This is a genomic window from Sphingomonas immobilis (assembly GCF_030580995.1).
Classification (GTDB): Bacteria; Pseudomonadota; Alphaproteobacteria; order Sphingomonadales; family Sphingomonadaceae; genus Sphingomonas; species Sphingomonas immobilis.
Window position 1 is genome coordinate 469,925 of record NZ_JAUQSZ010000001.1, and the last position, 13,612, is coordinate 483,536.

Annotated in this window: 16 protein-coding genes; 5 read left to right on the plus strand and 11 right to left on the minus strand. The window is 67.2% G+C overall.

The genetic code is table 11. The features are described 5' to 3' along the window. The first annotated feature begins 74 nt into the window (after positions 1-74). Complete coding sequence (tpiA, locus tag Q5H94_RS02370) at positions 75-821, plus strand: triose-phosphate isomerase (RefSeq protein ID WP_304559583.1); 747 nt, start codon at positions 75-77, stop codon at positions 819-821. On the opposite strand, the gene Q5H94_RS02375 is transcribed toward tpiA, so the two are convergent. The 4 genes from Q5H94_RS02375 to rimO are packed head-to-tail and all read right to left on the minus strand — an operon-like array spanning position 818 to position 5,588. Beyond that, a complete protein-coding gene (locus tag Q5H94_RS02375) occupies positions 818-2,209 on the minus strand; it encodes a leucyl aminopeptidase family protein (protein WP_304559584.1) in 1,392 nt (463 codons plus the stop codon). The genes tpiA and Q5H94_RS02375 overlap by 4 nt on opposite strands. Next, a complete protein-coding gene (locus Q5H94_RS02380; RefSeq protein ID WP_304559586.1) occupies positions 2,206-3,600 on the minus strand; it encodes a serine hydrolase domain-containing protein in 1,395 nt (464 codons plus the stop codon). The genes Q5H94_RS02375 and Q5H94_RS02380 overlap by 4 nt, the downstream gene beginning before the upstream one ends. Next, a complete protein-coding gene (locus Q5H94_RS02385; protein WP_304559587.1) occupies positions 3,597-4,247 on the minus strand; it encodes a YiiX/YebB-like N1pC/P60 family cysteine hydrolase in 651 nt (216 codons plus the stop codon). Before Q5H94_RS02385 ends, Q5H94_RS02380 begins: the two co-directional genes overlap by 4 nt. 12 nt (positions 4,248-4,259) lie before the next feature. Continuing rightward, positions 4,260-5,588 carry a 30S ribosomal protein S12 methylthiotransferase RimO gene (gene rimO / locus Q5H94_RS02390; RefSeq protein ID WP_304559589.1) on the minus strand — a complete coding sequence of 443 codons (1,329 nt, stop codon included), beginning with the start codon at positions 5,586-5,588 and terminating at the stop codon, positions 4,260-4,262. A 106-nt stretch (positions 5,589-5,694) separates the two neighbouring features. On the opposite strand from rimO, the gene Q5H94_RS02395 reads away from it, so the two are divergent. The 4 genes from Q5H94_RS02395 to Q5H94_RS02410 all read left to right on the plus strand — a co-directional run bounded on the left by Q5H94_RS02395 (position 5,695) and on the right by Q5H94_RS02410 (position 8,024). Further along, positions 5,695-6,024: a PilZ domain-containing protein gene (locus Q5H94_RS02395; RefSeq protein ID WP_304559591.1), complete on the plus strand. Its 330-nt coding sequence runs from the start codon at positions 5,695-5,697 to the stop codon at positions 6,022-6,024. A gap of 8 nt (positions 6,025-6,032) precedes the next feature. Next, on the plus strand, positions 6,033-6,560 hold the full coding sequence (locus Q5H94_RS02400) for a DOMON-like domain-containing protein (RefSeq protein ID WP_304559593.1): 528 nt from the start codon (positions 6,033-6,035) through the stop codon (positions 6,558-6,560). Beyond that, positions 6,557-7,759: an exo-beta-N-acetylmuramidase NamZ family protein gene (locus tag Q5H94_RS02405; protein ID WP_304559594.1), complete on the plus strand. Its 1,203-nt coding sequence runs from the start codon at positions 6,557-6,559 to the stop codon at positions 7,757-7,759. Before Q5H94_RS02400 ends, Q5H94_RS02405 begins: the two co-directional genes overlap by 4 nt. Positions 7,760-7,874: 115 nt before the next feature. Then, complete coding sequence (locus Q5H94_RS02410; RefSeq protein ID WP_304559596.1) at positions 7,875-8,024, plus strand: hypothetical protein; 150 nt, start codon at positions 7,875-7,877, stop codon at positions 8,022-8,024. Between the two features lie 210 nt (positions 8,025-8,234). Here Q5H94_RS02410 and Q5H94_RS02415 read toward each other — a convergent pair whose 3' ends face one another. The 7 genes from Q5H94_RS02415 to Q5H94_RS02445 all read right to left on the minus strand — a co-directional run bounded on the left by Q5H94_RS02415 (position 8,235) and on the right by Q5H94_RS02445 (position 13,443). Next, a complete protein-coding gene (locus Q5H94_RS02415) occupies positions 8,235-8,843 on the minus strand; it encodes a hypothetical protein (protein ID WP_304559597.1) in 609 nt (202 codons plus the stop codon). After that, positions 8,844-10,022 carry a vWA domain-containing protein gene (locus tag Q5H94_RS02420; protein WP_304559598.1) on the minus strand — a complete coding sequence of 393 codons (1,179 nt, stop codon included), beginning with the start codon at positions 10,020-10,022 and terminating at the stop codon, positions 8,844-8,846. It abuts the gene before it with no gap. A 132-nt stretch (positions 10,023-10,154) separates the two neighbouring features. Next, positions 10,155-10,715, minus strand: a complete 561-nt coding sequence (locus Q5H94_RS02425) for a CHAP domain-containing protein (RefSeq protein ID WP_304559599.1) — start codon at positions 10,713-10,715, stop codon at positions 10,155-10,157. Positions 10,716-10,786: 71 nt separating this feature from the next. Further along, positions 10,787-11,233: a GFA family protein gene (locus tag Q5H94_RS02430; RefSeq protein WP_304559601.1), complete on the minus strand. Its 447-nt coding sequence runs from the start codon at positions 11,231-11,233 to the stop codon at positions 10,787-10,789. Between the two features lie 10 nt (positions 11,234-11,243). Next, on the minus strand, positions 11,244-12,092 hold the full coding sequence (locus tag Q5H94_RS02435; RefSeq protein ID WP_304559602.1) for an AAA family ATPase: 849 nt from the start codon (positions 12,090-12,092) through the stop codon (positions 11,244-11,246). Positions 12,093-12,134: 42 nt separating this feature from the next. Then, positions 12,135-12,797 (minus strand): DUF6975 family protein, encoded by a 663-nt coding sequence (locus tag Q5H94_RS02440; RefSeq protein WP_304559603.1) that lies wholly within the window; start codon positions 12,795-12,797, stop codon positions 12,135-12,137. A gap of 100 nt (positions 12,798-12,897) precedes the next feature. Further along, a complete protein-coding gene (locus Q5H94_RS02445) occupies positions 12,898-13,443 on the minus strand; it encodes a hypothetical protein (RefSeq protein WP_304559605.1) in 546 nt (181 codons plus the stop codon). Positions 13,444-13,612 lie beyond the last annotated feature (169 nt).

Below are 13,612 nucleotides of genomic sequence, written 5' to 3' on the forward strand. Positions count from 1 at the left end.
GGCGCTTCAAGCTTGTGCGGGCGGACGAGCGCGTTATCGCGGTGCAGCAAAGACTGATCCGGGAGCAGATACGCATGGCACGACGCAAGCTGGTGGCGGGCAATTGGAAGATGAACGGCGACCTCGCGGCGCTGGCCGAGCTGGAGGGGATCGCCGCCGCTGCGGTCGCGGCACCCGGCGTGGACGTGGCGATCGCGGTGCCGGCCACGCTGATCGCACCGGCGGCGGCGCGCGTGCCCGGCTTCACGATCGGCGCGGAGGACGTGCATCCCGCCGACAAGGGCGCGCATACCGGCTGCATCTCCGTGCCGATGATCCGCGAGGCGGGGGCGAGCTTTTCCATCGTCGGGCATAGCGAGCGCCGCGCCGATTGCGGCGAGACCGACGCCGACGTGAGGGCCAAGGCGGAGGCGCTGCTGCGGCACGGGATGCACGCCATCCTGTGCGTCGGCGAGACGTTGGCGGAGCGCGACGCGGGGCAGGCCCAGGCGGTGGTGACGGGGCAGCTGCGCGCGTCTTTCCCGGACGGCGCAGCGTCGGGCTGGCTCTCGATCGCGTACGAGCCGGTGTGGGCAATCGGCACCGGCCGCACGCCGACGGTCGAGGATGTGGCGGCGATCCACGGCGCGATCCGCGCGACTCTGGTCGATCTGCTCGGCGACGATGCGCAGGCGATGCGCGTGCTGTATGGCGGATCGGTGACGGCGGAGAATGCGGCGTCGCTGCTCGGCGCGGGCGATGTCGACGGCGCACTGGTCGGCGGGGCGAGCCTGACGGCGGCGAAGTTCGTGCCGATCATCGACGCGGGGGCGGCGCTCTAGGGCTGCCCGTAGCGCGCCTTCAACATTCCCCAGACGGCGCGCAGGCCCAGCGCCTCGCCGCCCTTGGGGCGGCCGGGCTTGGAGGCGGGACGCCAGGCAAAGGTATCGAGATGCGCCCAGGGCGTGCCCTCCGGCACGAAGCGGCGCAGGAACAGCGCGGCGGTGACGGCGCCCGCGAATCCGCCGTCGGGGGCGTTGACGAGATCGGCGATGTCGGAGCTAAGCATCTCGTCATAGCCGTCCCATAGCGGCAGCCGCCACAGCGGATCTTCCGCCGCCGTGCCCGCCGCGATCAGCGCATCGGCGAGCGTATCGTCATTGGCGAAGGTCGCAGGCAGATCGGGGCCGAGCGCGACGCGCGCGGCGCCGGTGAGGGTTGCGAAGTCGAGGATCAGCGTCGGGCTTTCCTCGGCGGCGCGGGTGAGCGCGTCTCCCAAGATCAGGCGGCCTTCGGCATCGGTGTTGGTGTTCTCGACCGTCAGGCCCTTGCGGGTGGCGAGCACGTCGCCGGGGCGGAAGGCGCTGGCCGATACGCTGTTCTCGACCGCCGGGATCAGCAGGTGCAACCGCACCGGCAGGCGTGCGGCCATGATGAGCTCGGCGAGCGCCAGCGCGTGCGCCGCGCCGCCCATGTCCTTCTTCATCAGCCGCATCGCGGAGCTCGGCTTGATGTCGAGCCCGCCGGAATCGAAGCACACGCCCTTGCCGATCACGGCGATGCGCGGATGCGCGGGGTTGCCCCATTCGAGCTCGATCAGGCGCGGCTCGCGGCCGGGGGCGGCGGCCTGGCCGACCGCGTGGATCATCGGATAGCCCGTGACGAGTGGCGCGCCTTTCGTCACGGCGAGGACGGCGCTGTGGGTCTCGGCGAGGGCGCGCGCTTCCTCCTCCAGCTCCGCCGGGCCGAGATCGGCGGCGGCGGTGTTGACGAGATCGCGAACCCTGGCGGTGGCGGCGGCGAGCGCGACCGCTTCGGCGATGCGCGCAGGCTCGGTCGAGAGCAGCACCCGCGTGGGCGTGCGATCGGGCTTCTTGTAGCGGGCGAACGTGTGTTGGCCGAGCGCCCAGCCGAGCATCGCCGCCCCAGCGTCCGCGCCGTCGAGCCGGTAGTTCCCATCAGGCAGGGTCTCGGCGAGTCTGGCGAGATCCCACGGGCCGAGCGGCGTCTTTGCGACGCAGAGCAGGACCGACCAATCCTCGGGCGTGTCGACGGCGAGGATGGCGGAGGCACCGGCCTTGCCTTCGAAACGCTGGGCGTCGAGCAGGGCGCGCGCGCGCGGCGGCTGGGCGGTACGCCAAGCGTCGAATCCATCCTTGACGACGACATGGATGGTGCGGGCGCTCTGCCCGCGATCGGGCTGCAGCAGGGGTTGGGGATCGAAGCTCATTCGCCCGGCATTATCAGGAACTGTTCGTAACGCCCATGCTCGCCGGGTTCGGCATAGGTGACGACGTTGACGGCACGGTTCGCGAAGGTGACGCGGTAGTTGCGGTTGACGAAACCGCCGCGCAGGCGAGGCGGACGGACCAGCTCGAAACTCCTGGGCTCCCCCAGCGGAGCGAGCGACGTCTTGTAGTCGGCGAGCGCGGTCGGCGTGAAATAGTAGTTCGCGTCGTCGGTCATCGTCGCGCGATCGAGCGTGCCGGTGCGCAGCGCGTCGAAGATCGCGCGCGCCTGCTTCGCCCTGGTGGCTTCGGTGGCGATGGTGGTGGGGGGCGGGAGGATCAGCGCCGCGATCTGGCTGGCGATCTTGCCCTGGGCGTCGCCGAAATCGCCGTTGACCAGCACGACGACCGCCGCCTTGTCGTCGGGAAAGACGGTGTTCTGCGACAGGAAGCCGACCGCTTCGCCGCTGTGTTCGACGTAGGCGTGGCCGTCCTGCTCCTTGGCATAGACGCCGAGGCCGTAGCCGTTGGTGCTGCCGTCTGGCAGGCGTACCGGCGTTTCCTGCGCTGCCCAGTCGTCGGCGGGCAGCAGCGTGCGGTTCATCCGCGCGATGTCCCATTTGGCGAGATCGCTCGCCGACATCGCCAGTTCCCCCGCAGCGTAGAGCCAGCCCGGCGCTGCAGGCTGGGCGACCCGCACCGGGCCGAGCGCGTAGCGGTGATAGCCGTTCGGAAAGCCGGAACCGGTCGCAAGATCCTGGTCGATCGCCGCGATGCCGAGCGGGGTGAAGACGCGGGCCCTCAGGAAATCGAGCAGCGGCATGCCCGCCACCTTCTCGATGATCATGCCGGCGACGACATAGCCGGTGTTCGAATATTGCCACTGCGTGCCGGGCGCGAAATCGAGCGGGTTCTTCGCCCAGCGATCTATGATGCCCTGCGGCGTGGTGGGATTGCTCATCGCCGCGAAACTGTAATCCTGCGGCCAATAGTCCTGCAGGCCCGAGGTGTGGCTGAGGAGCTGGCGGATCGTGATCCTGTCGCCGCCGCTGATGCCGGGAAGGTATTTCGCGACGGTGTCGTCGAGACTGAGCTTGCCCTCGTCCTCGAGCAGGAGCGCGGCGGCAGCGGTGAATTGCTTGGAGACCGAGGCGATCGGATATTTGGCGTCGGTGCGCGCGACCGGGATCGTGTCGGATTGCTTGCCGTATGCCTTGGCGAAGACGATGCGCCCGCCGCGCACGATCGCGACCGAGGCGGAAGGGACGCCGGTGCGGGCGAGGCTCTGCGCGACGATGGCGTTGATGCGCGCGGTTTCGGCCGGGGTGAGATCCTGCGCGGCGGCGGGCGCGGCTACCGTCGCGAATATCGGCAGCAACCAGCCTGGCTTCATTCGTCGTCCTCCATCGGGCCCTTGCGCAGAGGGTATCGCGAAACGCGCGCGACTGCACGCACCTCGGGCGCCTTCGCGAAATCGCATGGGGCGATGAACCCGCGCCCGTCCCACGGGATCGCGATGCCGAGCCGCTGGAAGCATTGATCGATATATTCCGCGCAGAAATATTCGTCGCCGGGCTGGATCAGCTTCGGCACCCGCATATGCGGCCGGGCGAAGGCGATGCGCAGGCCGATCTTGACCAGCTCCATCGCATCGAACGGCAGGCCGAGCTGGTCGGTCGCGAACTCGCTCATCTGGCGGAACTGCGCGGGGCTCGCGTCGGCGACGCGGTCGTGGCGGGCGATCACGACCTTGCCGGGGAACGGTTGGTCGGGCGTCTTGAAATCATTGAGGAAGCGGCTGAGCGGCACGCAGCGCACGCCGATCTTCTGCACCGCCTCCAGCACCATCACGCGGTCGAGCGCATCGACGCGCACGATCATCGCGCAGTGACTCCAGTCGCTCTTGGTCGCCCAGCGGATGACCTTGGAGAACATCTGATCGCCCGAACAGAGCGCCAGATCGCCGGTGCGGACGATCTTGCGGATATCGGCGTAACGCTGCGGCGGGAGCGCGGTGAGCGCTTCGTGGGGCCTCGTCACCGCGCGCGAGACTCAGGCGACGGGCACGCCGTAGAGATCGTGCTCGTCGGCATCCTCGATCGAGACCGCGACGATATCGCCCTGCTTGAGATGGCCTGCATCGCGCAGGAACACCTCACCGTCGATTTCGGGTGCATCGGCCTTGGAGCGGCCAGTCGCGCCTTCTTCCCCGACCTCGTCGATGATGACGTCGAGCGTGCGGCCGACCTTGGCCTGCAGCTTCTCGGCGGAGATGCGGGCGGTCAGCTCCATCAGCCGGGCGTAGCGCTCCTCCTTGACCTCTTCAGGCACCGGGTTCGGCAGGTCGTTGGCGGCGGCGCCCTCGACGGGTTCGAAACGGAAGGCGCCGACGCGGTCGAGCTGCGCTTCCTCCAGCCAGTCCATCAGATAGGCGAAATCGTCCTCGGTCTCGCCGGGGAAGCCGACGACGAAGGTCGAGCGGATCGCGATATCGGGGGCGATGGTGCGCCAGCTCTTGATACGCTCCAGCACCTTCGTTTCGTTGGCGGGGCGCTTCATCAGCTTGAGCACGTTGCGGCTGGCATGCTGGAACGGGATGTCGAGGTACGGGAGGACCAGCCCCTCGGCCATCAGCGGAATGACCTGATCGACGTGCGGATAGGGGTAGACATAGTGCAGGCGCACCCACGCCCCCAACTTGCCGAGTTCGCGCGACAGATCGGTCATGTGCGCGCGGACCTCGTGGCCCTTCCACTCGCGCGGCTGGTGGCGGATATCGACGCCGTAGGCCGAGGTATCCTGGCTGATGACCAGCAGTTCCTTGGTGCCCGCTTCGATCAGCTTCTCGGCTTCGCGCAGGATCGCGTCGGGGCGGCGGCTGACGAGATCGCCGCGCAGGCTCGGGATGATGCAGAAGGCGCAGCGGTGGTTGCACCCCTCCGAAATCTTCAGATAGCTGTAGTGGCGCGGCGTCAGTTTCAACCCGCTGTCGGGAACGAGATTGAGGAAGGCGCTGGGCGGCATCGGCGCCGCCTCGTGGACCGCGCCGACGACCTCTTCATACTGGTGCGCGCCGGTTACCGCCAGGACGTTGGGGAAACGCGCGCGGATGACCTCCGCCTCCTTGCCCATGCAGCCGGTGACGATGACGCGGCCGTTCTCGGCGATCGCCTCGCCGATCGCCTCCAGCGATTCCTCCTTGGCGGAATCGAGGAAGCCACAGGTGTTGACCAGCACCACGTCGGCGCCGGCGTAATCGGGCGACATGGCATAGCCGTCGCTGCGCAGCTTGGTGAGGATGCGTTCGCTGTCGACCAGGTTCTTGGGACAGCCGAGCGAAACCATGCCGACGCGCGGCGGGGAGGGGAGGACAGTTGCCATGAGAAGCGCGCCACATAGGCGAGATCGCGAGGTTTTTCCATAGGTGGGCGCGTTAACCCGGTGTTTACCATGTCGCGCGCAAACCCCGTCACTGGGGGAGCCCTATATGGCGTCGAGAGCGAGCAAATATCAGCCCGTCGAACCGGCCTCGCTGGAGGCACGCGGAGCGGCACGGCATACAGTCGTCGTCAACCGCGCGGCGGTGCGGCGGCATGGCAAAAGATCCGTCGATGCGAGCCTGCACGACATCTCGATCTTCGGCTGCCGGATCCAGTCCGATCTCGACACCGAAGTGGGCGAGCGGCTGTGGCTTCGTTTCCTCGGCGGCCTGCCGGTGGCGGCGACGGTGGTGTGGTGCGGGGATGGCCTCGCCGGCTGTCGTTTCGATGCACCGATCGCAGGGGCCATGTTGCGGACGCTGACTTTGCCCGCCTAGAAGGGCCGATGGCCGAATATACCCTTGTTCCACATCCCGACACGCCGCCGCGCGCGATCGACTTCGTCGGCGTCTCGATACGGCAGGACGAGCATGGACTGAACCTCTGCTACGTCATCGGTGGGGATACCGCCGGGCTGGTGATTCCGCCCGCAGCAGCGCCGTGCCGTACCGACGAACTGTGGCGGACGACCTGCTTCGAATTGTTCGTGCAGACCGGGGCGACCGACTATCTCGAATTCAACTTCTCGCCGTCGAGCGCGTGGGCGGCCTATCGCTTCTCCGACTATCGCACCGGCATGGCACCGGCCGACGCCGCGCCGCGCATCGGCATCAGCGACGAGGGCGATGCGCTGATCGTCGCGGTGCGGATCGCGGCACCCGCGCCGCCCGGCACGCTCGCCGCGCTGAGCGTCGTCGTGGAGGAGCGCGACGGGACCAAATCCTATTGGGCACTCGCGCACGGCGACGGGCCGCCGGATTTCCACGACCCGGATTGCTTTGTCGCGCCGCTCCCGGCACCTGAGCCGGCATGAAATTCGGAATCGACCGGCTGCTCGCCGACCCAGAATTGCGCAGGCCCCTCGAAGGCAAGCGCGTCGCGCTCGTCGCGCATCCGGCTTCCGTGACGGCGGACCTGACACACAGCCTCGACGCGCTGGTCGCGGCGGGGCTCAATGTGTCGGCGGTGTTCGGGCCGCAGCACGGCGTGCGCGGCGACCTGCAGGACAACATGATGGAGTCGCCGGACTATACCGACCCGACCTACGGGATGCCGGTGTTCAGCCTCTATGGCGAGGTGCGGCGGCCGACGGGGCAGTCGATGGGCACATTCGACGTGATGCTGGTCGATCTGCAGGATCTCGGCACGCGCATCTACACCTTCATCACGACGCTGCGGTACGTGCTGGAGGCGGCGGCGCAGCACGGCAAGGCGGTGTGGGTACTCGACCGGCCCAATCCGGCGGGACGGCCGATCGAGGGGCTGACGCTGCGGCCGGGCTGGGAGAGCTTCGTCGGCGCGGGCGCGATGCCGATGCGGCACGGGCTGACGATGGGGGAGCTGGGGGCCTGGTTCGTCGAGACGCTGGGGCTCGACGTCGAGTACCGCGTCATCGCGATGGAGGGCTGGGAGCCGGGCGCCGCGCCGGGCTTCGGCTGGCCCGAGGACCGGGTGTGGATCAACCCGAGCCCGAACGCGCCCAATCTGAACATGGCGCGCGCCTATGCCGGGACGGTGATGCTGGAGGGGACGACGCTGTCCGAGGGGCGCGGGACGACGCGGCCGCTGGAACTGTTCGGCGCGCCCGATCTCGATGCGAAGGCGGTGATCGCCGAGATGCGCAAGCTCGCGCCGGAGTGGCTGGAGGGCTGCGTGCTGCGCGACATCTGGTTCCAGCCGACGTTCCACAAGCATGTCGGGCAGCTCTGCAACGGCGTGCATGTGCATGCCGAGGGGCCGTTCTACGACCATGCCGCCTTCAAGCCGTGGCGGTTGCAGGCGCTGGCGTTCAAGGCGATCCGGCGGCTGCGGCCGGATTATGATCTGTGGCGTGATTTCCCGTACGAATACGAGTTCGGCAAGCTCGCCATTGACGTCATCAATGGCAGTGCTTTGCTGCGCGAATGGGTGGACGACTCGGGCGCGACGGCGGGCGATCTCGACTCGCTGACGCTGCCCGATGAAGCCGCCTGGGCCGCGGAAATCCGCCATTTGCTGCTTTACGCAGGTTAAGCTCTCATTTTGCCGCGCTGCGGGAGCGGTTCGTCACAAAGTCTTATGTTCGTTCGGAAATTTGCGCTGGATTTGGTTCAGAGCAAAACAAAGTCGCGAAGTGGACTTGGGGCAGATGGAATCGAACCTGTTTTATTACTCGCGCCGCGCCATGCAGGAACATGCCGCGGCCCGCACGGCGCTCACCGCGGAAGCCCGCCAGCGACGGCTCGAACTGGCGCAGATGTTCGAAGCCAAGGTCGCCGCGCAGAAGATGAGCGCCTGAGCGGGGGCGCGGAAAGTCACACTAAGGTCACACTGATTGGCATGTTTCGGGCGCGCATGTGGCGTGGCGAAGTTCACACCTGGTTGACACGATTGACACCTGGTTGGAAACTATTCGGACTGATCGTTTCCGAAATTGCGATGATCTCCGGCGATGTCAAAGAGCGTTCGGCCGAGGGATGGCAGGTTTCGGGCGTGTAGGACAGGGGCATTACAGATAGGGCCCGTTCCACTTCAATGTCGTGGGTTTCTCGCAGGTTCCGGGAAGGCGTTTCAAGTTAACGACCCGGTCGATGAGAACGGCGTTATTGGTCGAGTTCGGGTAGCCGTGAGCACTCTCTATAACCGTGCGTCGTCCGATCAGTTCAATCATATGTTCGCATCTCGGTTCGCCTAGCTTCGCCCACCATTTCACGCCCGGGGAGGTTGTCACTACGCTGCGGGTTGAGTTCCAATAATTGCTTGGTCTCTTGTTCGCGTTTTCGTAGAAATCCGTTCCATAGATGATGCCGCGCATCGGGCGGGCGTCTCCAAAGCGGTAACAATCGCGTATGTCAGTATCTTGCAGATACGCTGTGCCGTCTGCGTGTCTGGCCGGGCGCTTGCAGGGATAGCCGAAGACTCCTCCGGTCACCGCCTTCGCCTGATCGTCGAGGTGGCGGTACGCATCGGTCGGGACACCGGTTTTATTGCAGCCGGCCAGCGCGAGCGCGGTAGCGAGGCCCGCCGCGGCGAAGCCGCGTCGTCGGACGGTCGCGGGCGCGACCGCCGGCCGGGCCGGTGGCCTCTCGCGCATAGCTGCGCTATCCGCGTGGGCCACCTAGCGTTTCCTCGTCAGCTCCCGCATCGCGTCGTCGAGACCTTGCAGCGTCAGCGGGTACATGCGGTCGTTCATCAGCTCGCGCATCACCTTGGTGGATTGCGAATGGACCCATTGTTCCTTCGGGGTCGGGTTGAGCCACACCGCCGCCGGATAGGTTGTCGTCAGCCGGTCCATCCACACCGCGCCCGCTTCCGGGTTCATATGCTCGACCGAGCCGCCGGGATGCGTGATCTCGTACGGGCTCATCGCGGCATCGCCGACGAACACCAGTTTGTAATCGTGGCCGTATTTGTGGAGGATATCCCACATCGGCGTGCGCTCGGCGAAGCGGCGGCGGTTGTCCTTCCACACGCCTTCGTAGGGGCAATTGTGGAAGTAGAAGAATTCGAGGTTCTTGAACTCGGTCGTCGCGGCGGAGAACAGCTCCTCGCAGAGCTTGATGAACGGGTCCATCGATCCGCCGACGTCGAGGAACAGCAGCAATTTCACGGCATTGCGCCGTTCCGGGCGCATGTGGACGTCGAGCCAGCCCTGGCGCGCGGTGCCGCTGATCGTAGCGTCGATGTCGAGCTCGTCGGCGGCGCCGGTGCGGGCGAACTTGCGCAGGCGGCGCAGCGCGATCTTGATGTTGCGCGTGCCGAGCTCGCGCGTGGCGTCGAGGTTCTTGAACTCGCGCTGTTCCCACACCTTGATCGCGCGGCCGTGCTTGGCCTGGCCGCCGATCCGCACGCCTTCGGGGTTATAGCCGCTGTGGCCGAAGGGCGAGGTGCCGCCGGTGCCGATCCACTTGTTGCCGCCCTGGTGCCGGCCCTGCTGCTCCTCGAGCCGCTTCTTCAGCGTCTCCATGATCTCGTCCCAGTCGCCGAGCGACTTGATCTTTTCCATCTCCTCGGCCGTGAGATATTTCTCGGCGACGGCGCGCAGCCATTCGGCGGGAACGTCGGTGACGTCCTGGCCGTAGCTCGTCAGCAAGCCCTTGAAGACCTTGCCGAACACCTGATCGAAGCGATCGAGCAGGCCCTCGTCCTTCACGTAGACGGCGCGGGAGAGGTAGTAGAATTGCTCGGGGTCGCGATCGATCACCTCGGCGTCGAGCGCTTCGAGCAGCAGGAGATGCTCTTTCAAGCTGGCGGGGATGCCGGCGGCGCGGAGCGCGTCGAGGAAATTGAGGAACATGGCGTGACCGTATCGCCGGTCGCGATCAGATCAACTGTTTCTTCGGCCCGCGAGGAATCGTGGCGCCTGCCCCAGAAAGCCCAACCCCCAGCCCCTCCCTTCCAGGGAGGGGAGCAGGAAGGGGGGAGGGGCTTACCTGTAGACGTCGAGCAGCGCACCCACATAGTCCGGGTCGCGGCTGGTGAGTTCGCGTGCGGGGCGGGCGCGGGGGGCGCTGCGGGTGGCGGGGGTGCCGTAGATGAAGCCCGACACCGGATAGGTCGTGCTGCCGAGGCCGCCCATGTCGCGATACCAGACGCGCACCGAACTCCAGTCGTTGTCGGGCGAGGTGTCGGTAAGCGTCACGTCCTGCTCGGCATGGCCGCGCTCGCCGCCGACGCGCGACCAGTTGGCGTGCGTCACCATCACGACGCGGTCGTCCACCACGCGGCTGATGACGGCGACATGGCCGAGCGGCAGGCGCTGCGTGCGGGCGAACACCACCACCGCACCGACGCGCGGCACGTCGCCGCGCTGGTAATGGCCTTCCGCCTTTTCCCACCAGGTCCAGGCGTCGCCGTAGATCTGGATGCCCGAGGCGGCGCGCGCGAAGGGCACGCACTGGCCAACATAATCGAGCAGCGATTGCGCGGAGACGGGAGACGTCGCCATCAGGCTGGCGAGGATACCGGCGGAGAGGAGCAGCTTCTTCATGGGGCCACCCTAGGCGCGGGGCCCCGGCGATCCGGTGTGCGAATCTGGTTTAAGTGGCGGTTACCAGTTTTTCATTTCGGGGGCGGATCGGTGGCAGGCGCAGGCGCAGGCGGGGCGGGCGGCTGGGCCGTATAGTGTTCGAGATGATCGGGGATCACCGCCCAGGCGGGGGCATCGCCGGTCCAGATCGCCGTGTCCGGCGCAAGATCGTGCGGCGCATCGATGAAGCCGAGGCGGATCGTGCGGAAATGCGGCCGCGCGGTGGTCTGCGCCATTACCGGCGTGCCGCAGCCGGGGCAGAAGCTGTGCGTCAGCACGTTGCCGCTCGCCGCCGTGTAGGAATGCGTGGCGAGCGTGCCGGTGATCGCGACGCCGTCGGCCGGGAAGATCGCGTTGGTGGTATGCGCCCCGCCCGCGACCTGCTGGCACTGGCGGCACCAGCATTGCCGGATCGCGACCGGCGTGCCCGACAGCGTCGCGGTGACGCCGCCGCAGGCACAGCGGCCGGTGTAGCTCACGGCTGGCAGCTCAGGGCTGGTTGCGGCGCGACAGGAAAGCGAGCCGTTCGAACATCATCACGTCCTGCTCGTTCTTGAGCAGCGCGCCGTGGAGCGGCGGGATCGCCTTGGTGGGATCGCGATTCTGCAGCACCTCGAGCGGCATGTCCTCATGCAGGAGGAGCTTGAGCCAGTCGAGCAGCTCGCTGGTGCTCGGCTTCTTCTTGAGGCCGGGCACTTCGCGCAGATCGTAGAAGATATCCATCGCGCGGGTGACGAGCAGCTTCTGGATGCCCGGGAAATGCACGTCGATGATCGCCTGCATCGTGTCGCGATCGGGGAATTTGATGTAGTGAAAGAAGCAGCGGCGCAGGAATGCGTCGGGCAGTTCCTTTTCGTTGTTCGAGGTGATGACGACGATCGGGCGCTCGACCGCACGGATCGTCTCGCGCGTTTCGTAGACGTGGAATTCCATCCGGTCGAGCTCCTGCAGGAGATCGTTGGGGAATTCGATGTCGGCCTTGTCGATCTCGTCGATCAGCAGGACGGGGAGCTTCGGGGCGGTGAACGCCTCCCAAAGCTTGCCCTTGCGGATGTAATTGGAGATGTCGTGAACGCGCTCGTCGCCGAGCTGGCCGTCGCGCAGGCGGGCGACCGCGTCATATTCGTAAAGGCCCTGCTGCGCCTTGGTGGTGGACTTGACGTTCCACTCGATCAGCGGCGCGTCGACCGCCTTGGCGATCTCATAGGCGAGGACGGTCTTGCCGGTGCCGGGCTCGCCCTTGACGAGCAGGGGACGCCGCAGGGTGACGGCGGCATTGACCGCGACCTTCAGGTCATCGGTCGCGACATAGCTCTGCGTGCCTTCGAATCTTTTCATACGACCCGATTAGAATCATTCCGCGCCGCAAAGCAAGTTAACTTAGTGATGATGGTCGCGGGCGATGGCGCGGGCTTCGAGCAGATCCCACAGGCCGCGGTGCTGAGCAAAGACCTGTTGCGCGCCGAAGGCGATGGCGCGCTGAACGCCGGGCGTGTCGCCGATCGCGGCGGCGAGGCCCGCGAGTTCGTTCATGTCGGGCAGTTCGCAGGCGGGCGCCTCGATACCGAAGCGCGTCGCCGCGCCGTCGAGCACGGTGCGGAATGCGCGCCAGTCGAGCACCAGCGCGATCGCCGCGCCGCTCGCGCAGCCCTTGCGATCGGAGCGGACGAGCATGTCGAAGGCGTGGCGCTGGTTGGCGAAGGCGGCGTCGGCCTCGGCCTGGCCGGGTGTGGAGGGCAGGGGGCCGGCGGCGGCGGTCAGGCGGGCGAGATAGGCGCGTTCGACCGGGAAGCCGCCGGTAATCGCGTCGATCCAGTCGGTGGTGCCGGGGTCCGTGCGGTCGCGCGCGGCATCCTCGAACAGATGGCGACCGTGGAGCGCGCAGATGGCGTGGACGGCATCGGCGAGATCGCGCTTGGCGACGCGCGGCTCGGCCAGCGTCGCGACGACGCGGTGGCCGGCGCTGCCGTCGATCTCGACCAGCGAGGCGAGGACCGGCCACGCGCCGCCAAAGGTTTCCGACGAGGGTGCTTCGAACGCCATGAGATCGCTGTGCCTTTTCGGGTCGGGGGCGAACCCCCTTGTGACCCGAGGCTATAACCGAAGCACGTAAAGACACGGTTTAGAGCCGCTTAAGCCTGTCTCAACCAGATGGCGGCGCGAACAAAGACGTCGTCATCACCGCGACGACGCCGCTTTCCGCCGCGCCGCCGCGCCGCCGGGCGAGGCCGATGCGGATGTCGGCGGGCGCCTCCGGATCGTCCCAGCTGCGCGCGTCCACCGACTGCGGCTGCGCGCCCGCCGCCACCGCCGCGACGGCGTGCGCCACCGCCTTGCGGCTGCCCGTATCGAACAGATCCGCGAAGGGCAGCGCATGGAGGAGGTGCAGTGGCTGGCGCAGGAAATCCGCGAGGACCGGATCGGGGGATTCGATGAAGCCGTCGCGGTCGATCCGCGCGGCGGCGATTCCGCCCGCCGCCGCCATCGCCTCTGCCAGCGCGCCCTGATCGGCCGAGGTGGCGCAGAGCGCATCCATGATGTCCACGGCGGTGATGACGAAGCGGAGACGGCCGCGGTGCAGCACGTACACGGGCTCGCGCGCGGCCTTGTCCTGCCAGTGTCCGAAATGGCGGACGAGATCCGAAGAGGTAACGATCTGCCGCGCGGAGGAATCGATATCGAGAAGCATCGTTGCCGGTGTAGGGCCGTGCGCGCGGCTGACGATGGCTCCGCGCCGGAACGGAGCAAGTTTTCCGAGCTGTCGCGGGAGGAAACCCGTGACGTCGGACGGCACTACGCGCCGCCGACCGGCCCGGCGCTGATTCCGCAGATAAGCCTAGGCTTATCTGCGGGCGCGC

What these genes read in the sequence shown, in the direction of transcription:
- tpiA (WP_304559583.1), top strand. Translation starts at nt 75, where the DNA reads ATGGCACGACGCAAGCTGGTGGCGGGCAATTGGAAGATGAACGGCGAC.
- Q5H94_RS02375 (WP_304559584.1), bottom strand. Translation starts at nt 2,209, where the DNA reads ATGAGCTTCGATCCCCAACCCCTGCTGCAGCCCGATCGCGGGCAGAGC.
- Q5H94_RS02380 (WP_304559586.1), bottom strand. Translation starts at nt 3,600, where the DNA reads ATGAAGCCAGGCTGGTTGCTGCCGATATTCGCGACGGTAGCCGCGCCC.
- rimO (WP_304559589.1), bottom strand. Translation starts at nt 5,588, where the DNA reads ATGGCAACTGTCCTCCCCTCCCCGCCGCGCGTCGGCATGGTTTCGCTC.
- Q5H94_RS02395 (WP_304559591.1), top strand. Translation starts at nt 5,695, where the DNA reads ATGGCGTCGAGAGCGAGCAAATATCAGCCCGTCGAACCGGCCTCGCTG.
- Q5H94_RS02400 (WP_304559593.1), top strand. Translation starts at nt 6,033, where the DNA reads ATGGCCGAATATACCCTTGTTCCACATCCCGACACGCCGCCGCGCGCG.
- Q5H94_RS02405 (WP_304559594.1), top strand. Translation starts at nt 6,557, where the DNA reads ATGAAATTCGGAATCGACCGGCTGCTCGCCGACCCAGAATTGCGCAGG.
- Q5H94_RS02410 (WP_304559596.1), top strand. Translation starts at nt 7,875, where the DNA reads ATGGAATCGAACCTGTTTTATTACTCGCGCCGCGCCATGCAGGAACAT.
- Q5H94_RS02420 (WP_304559598.1), bottom strand. Translation starts at nt 10,022, where the DNA reads ATGTTCCTCAATTTCCTCGACGCGCTCCGCGCCGCCGGCATCCCCGCC.
- Q5H94_RS02425 (WP_304559599.1), bottom strand. Translation starts at nt 10,715, where the DNA reads ATGAAGAAGCTGCTCCTCTCCGCCGGTATCCTCGCCAGCCTGATGGCG.
- Q5H94_RS02435 (WP_304559602.1), bottom strand. Translation starts at nt 12,092, where the DNA reads ATGAAAAGATTCGAAGGCACGCAGAGCTATGTCGCGACCGATGACCTG.
- Q5H94_RS02440 (WP_304559603.1), bottom strand. Translation starts at nt 12,797, where the DNA reads ATGGCGTTCGAAGCACCCTCGTCGGAAACCTTTGGCGGCGCGTGGCCG.
- Q5H94_RS02445 (WP_304559605.1), bottom strand. Translation starts at nt 13,443, where the DNA reads ATGCTTCTCGATATCGATTCCTCCGCGCGGCAGATCGTTACCTCTTCG.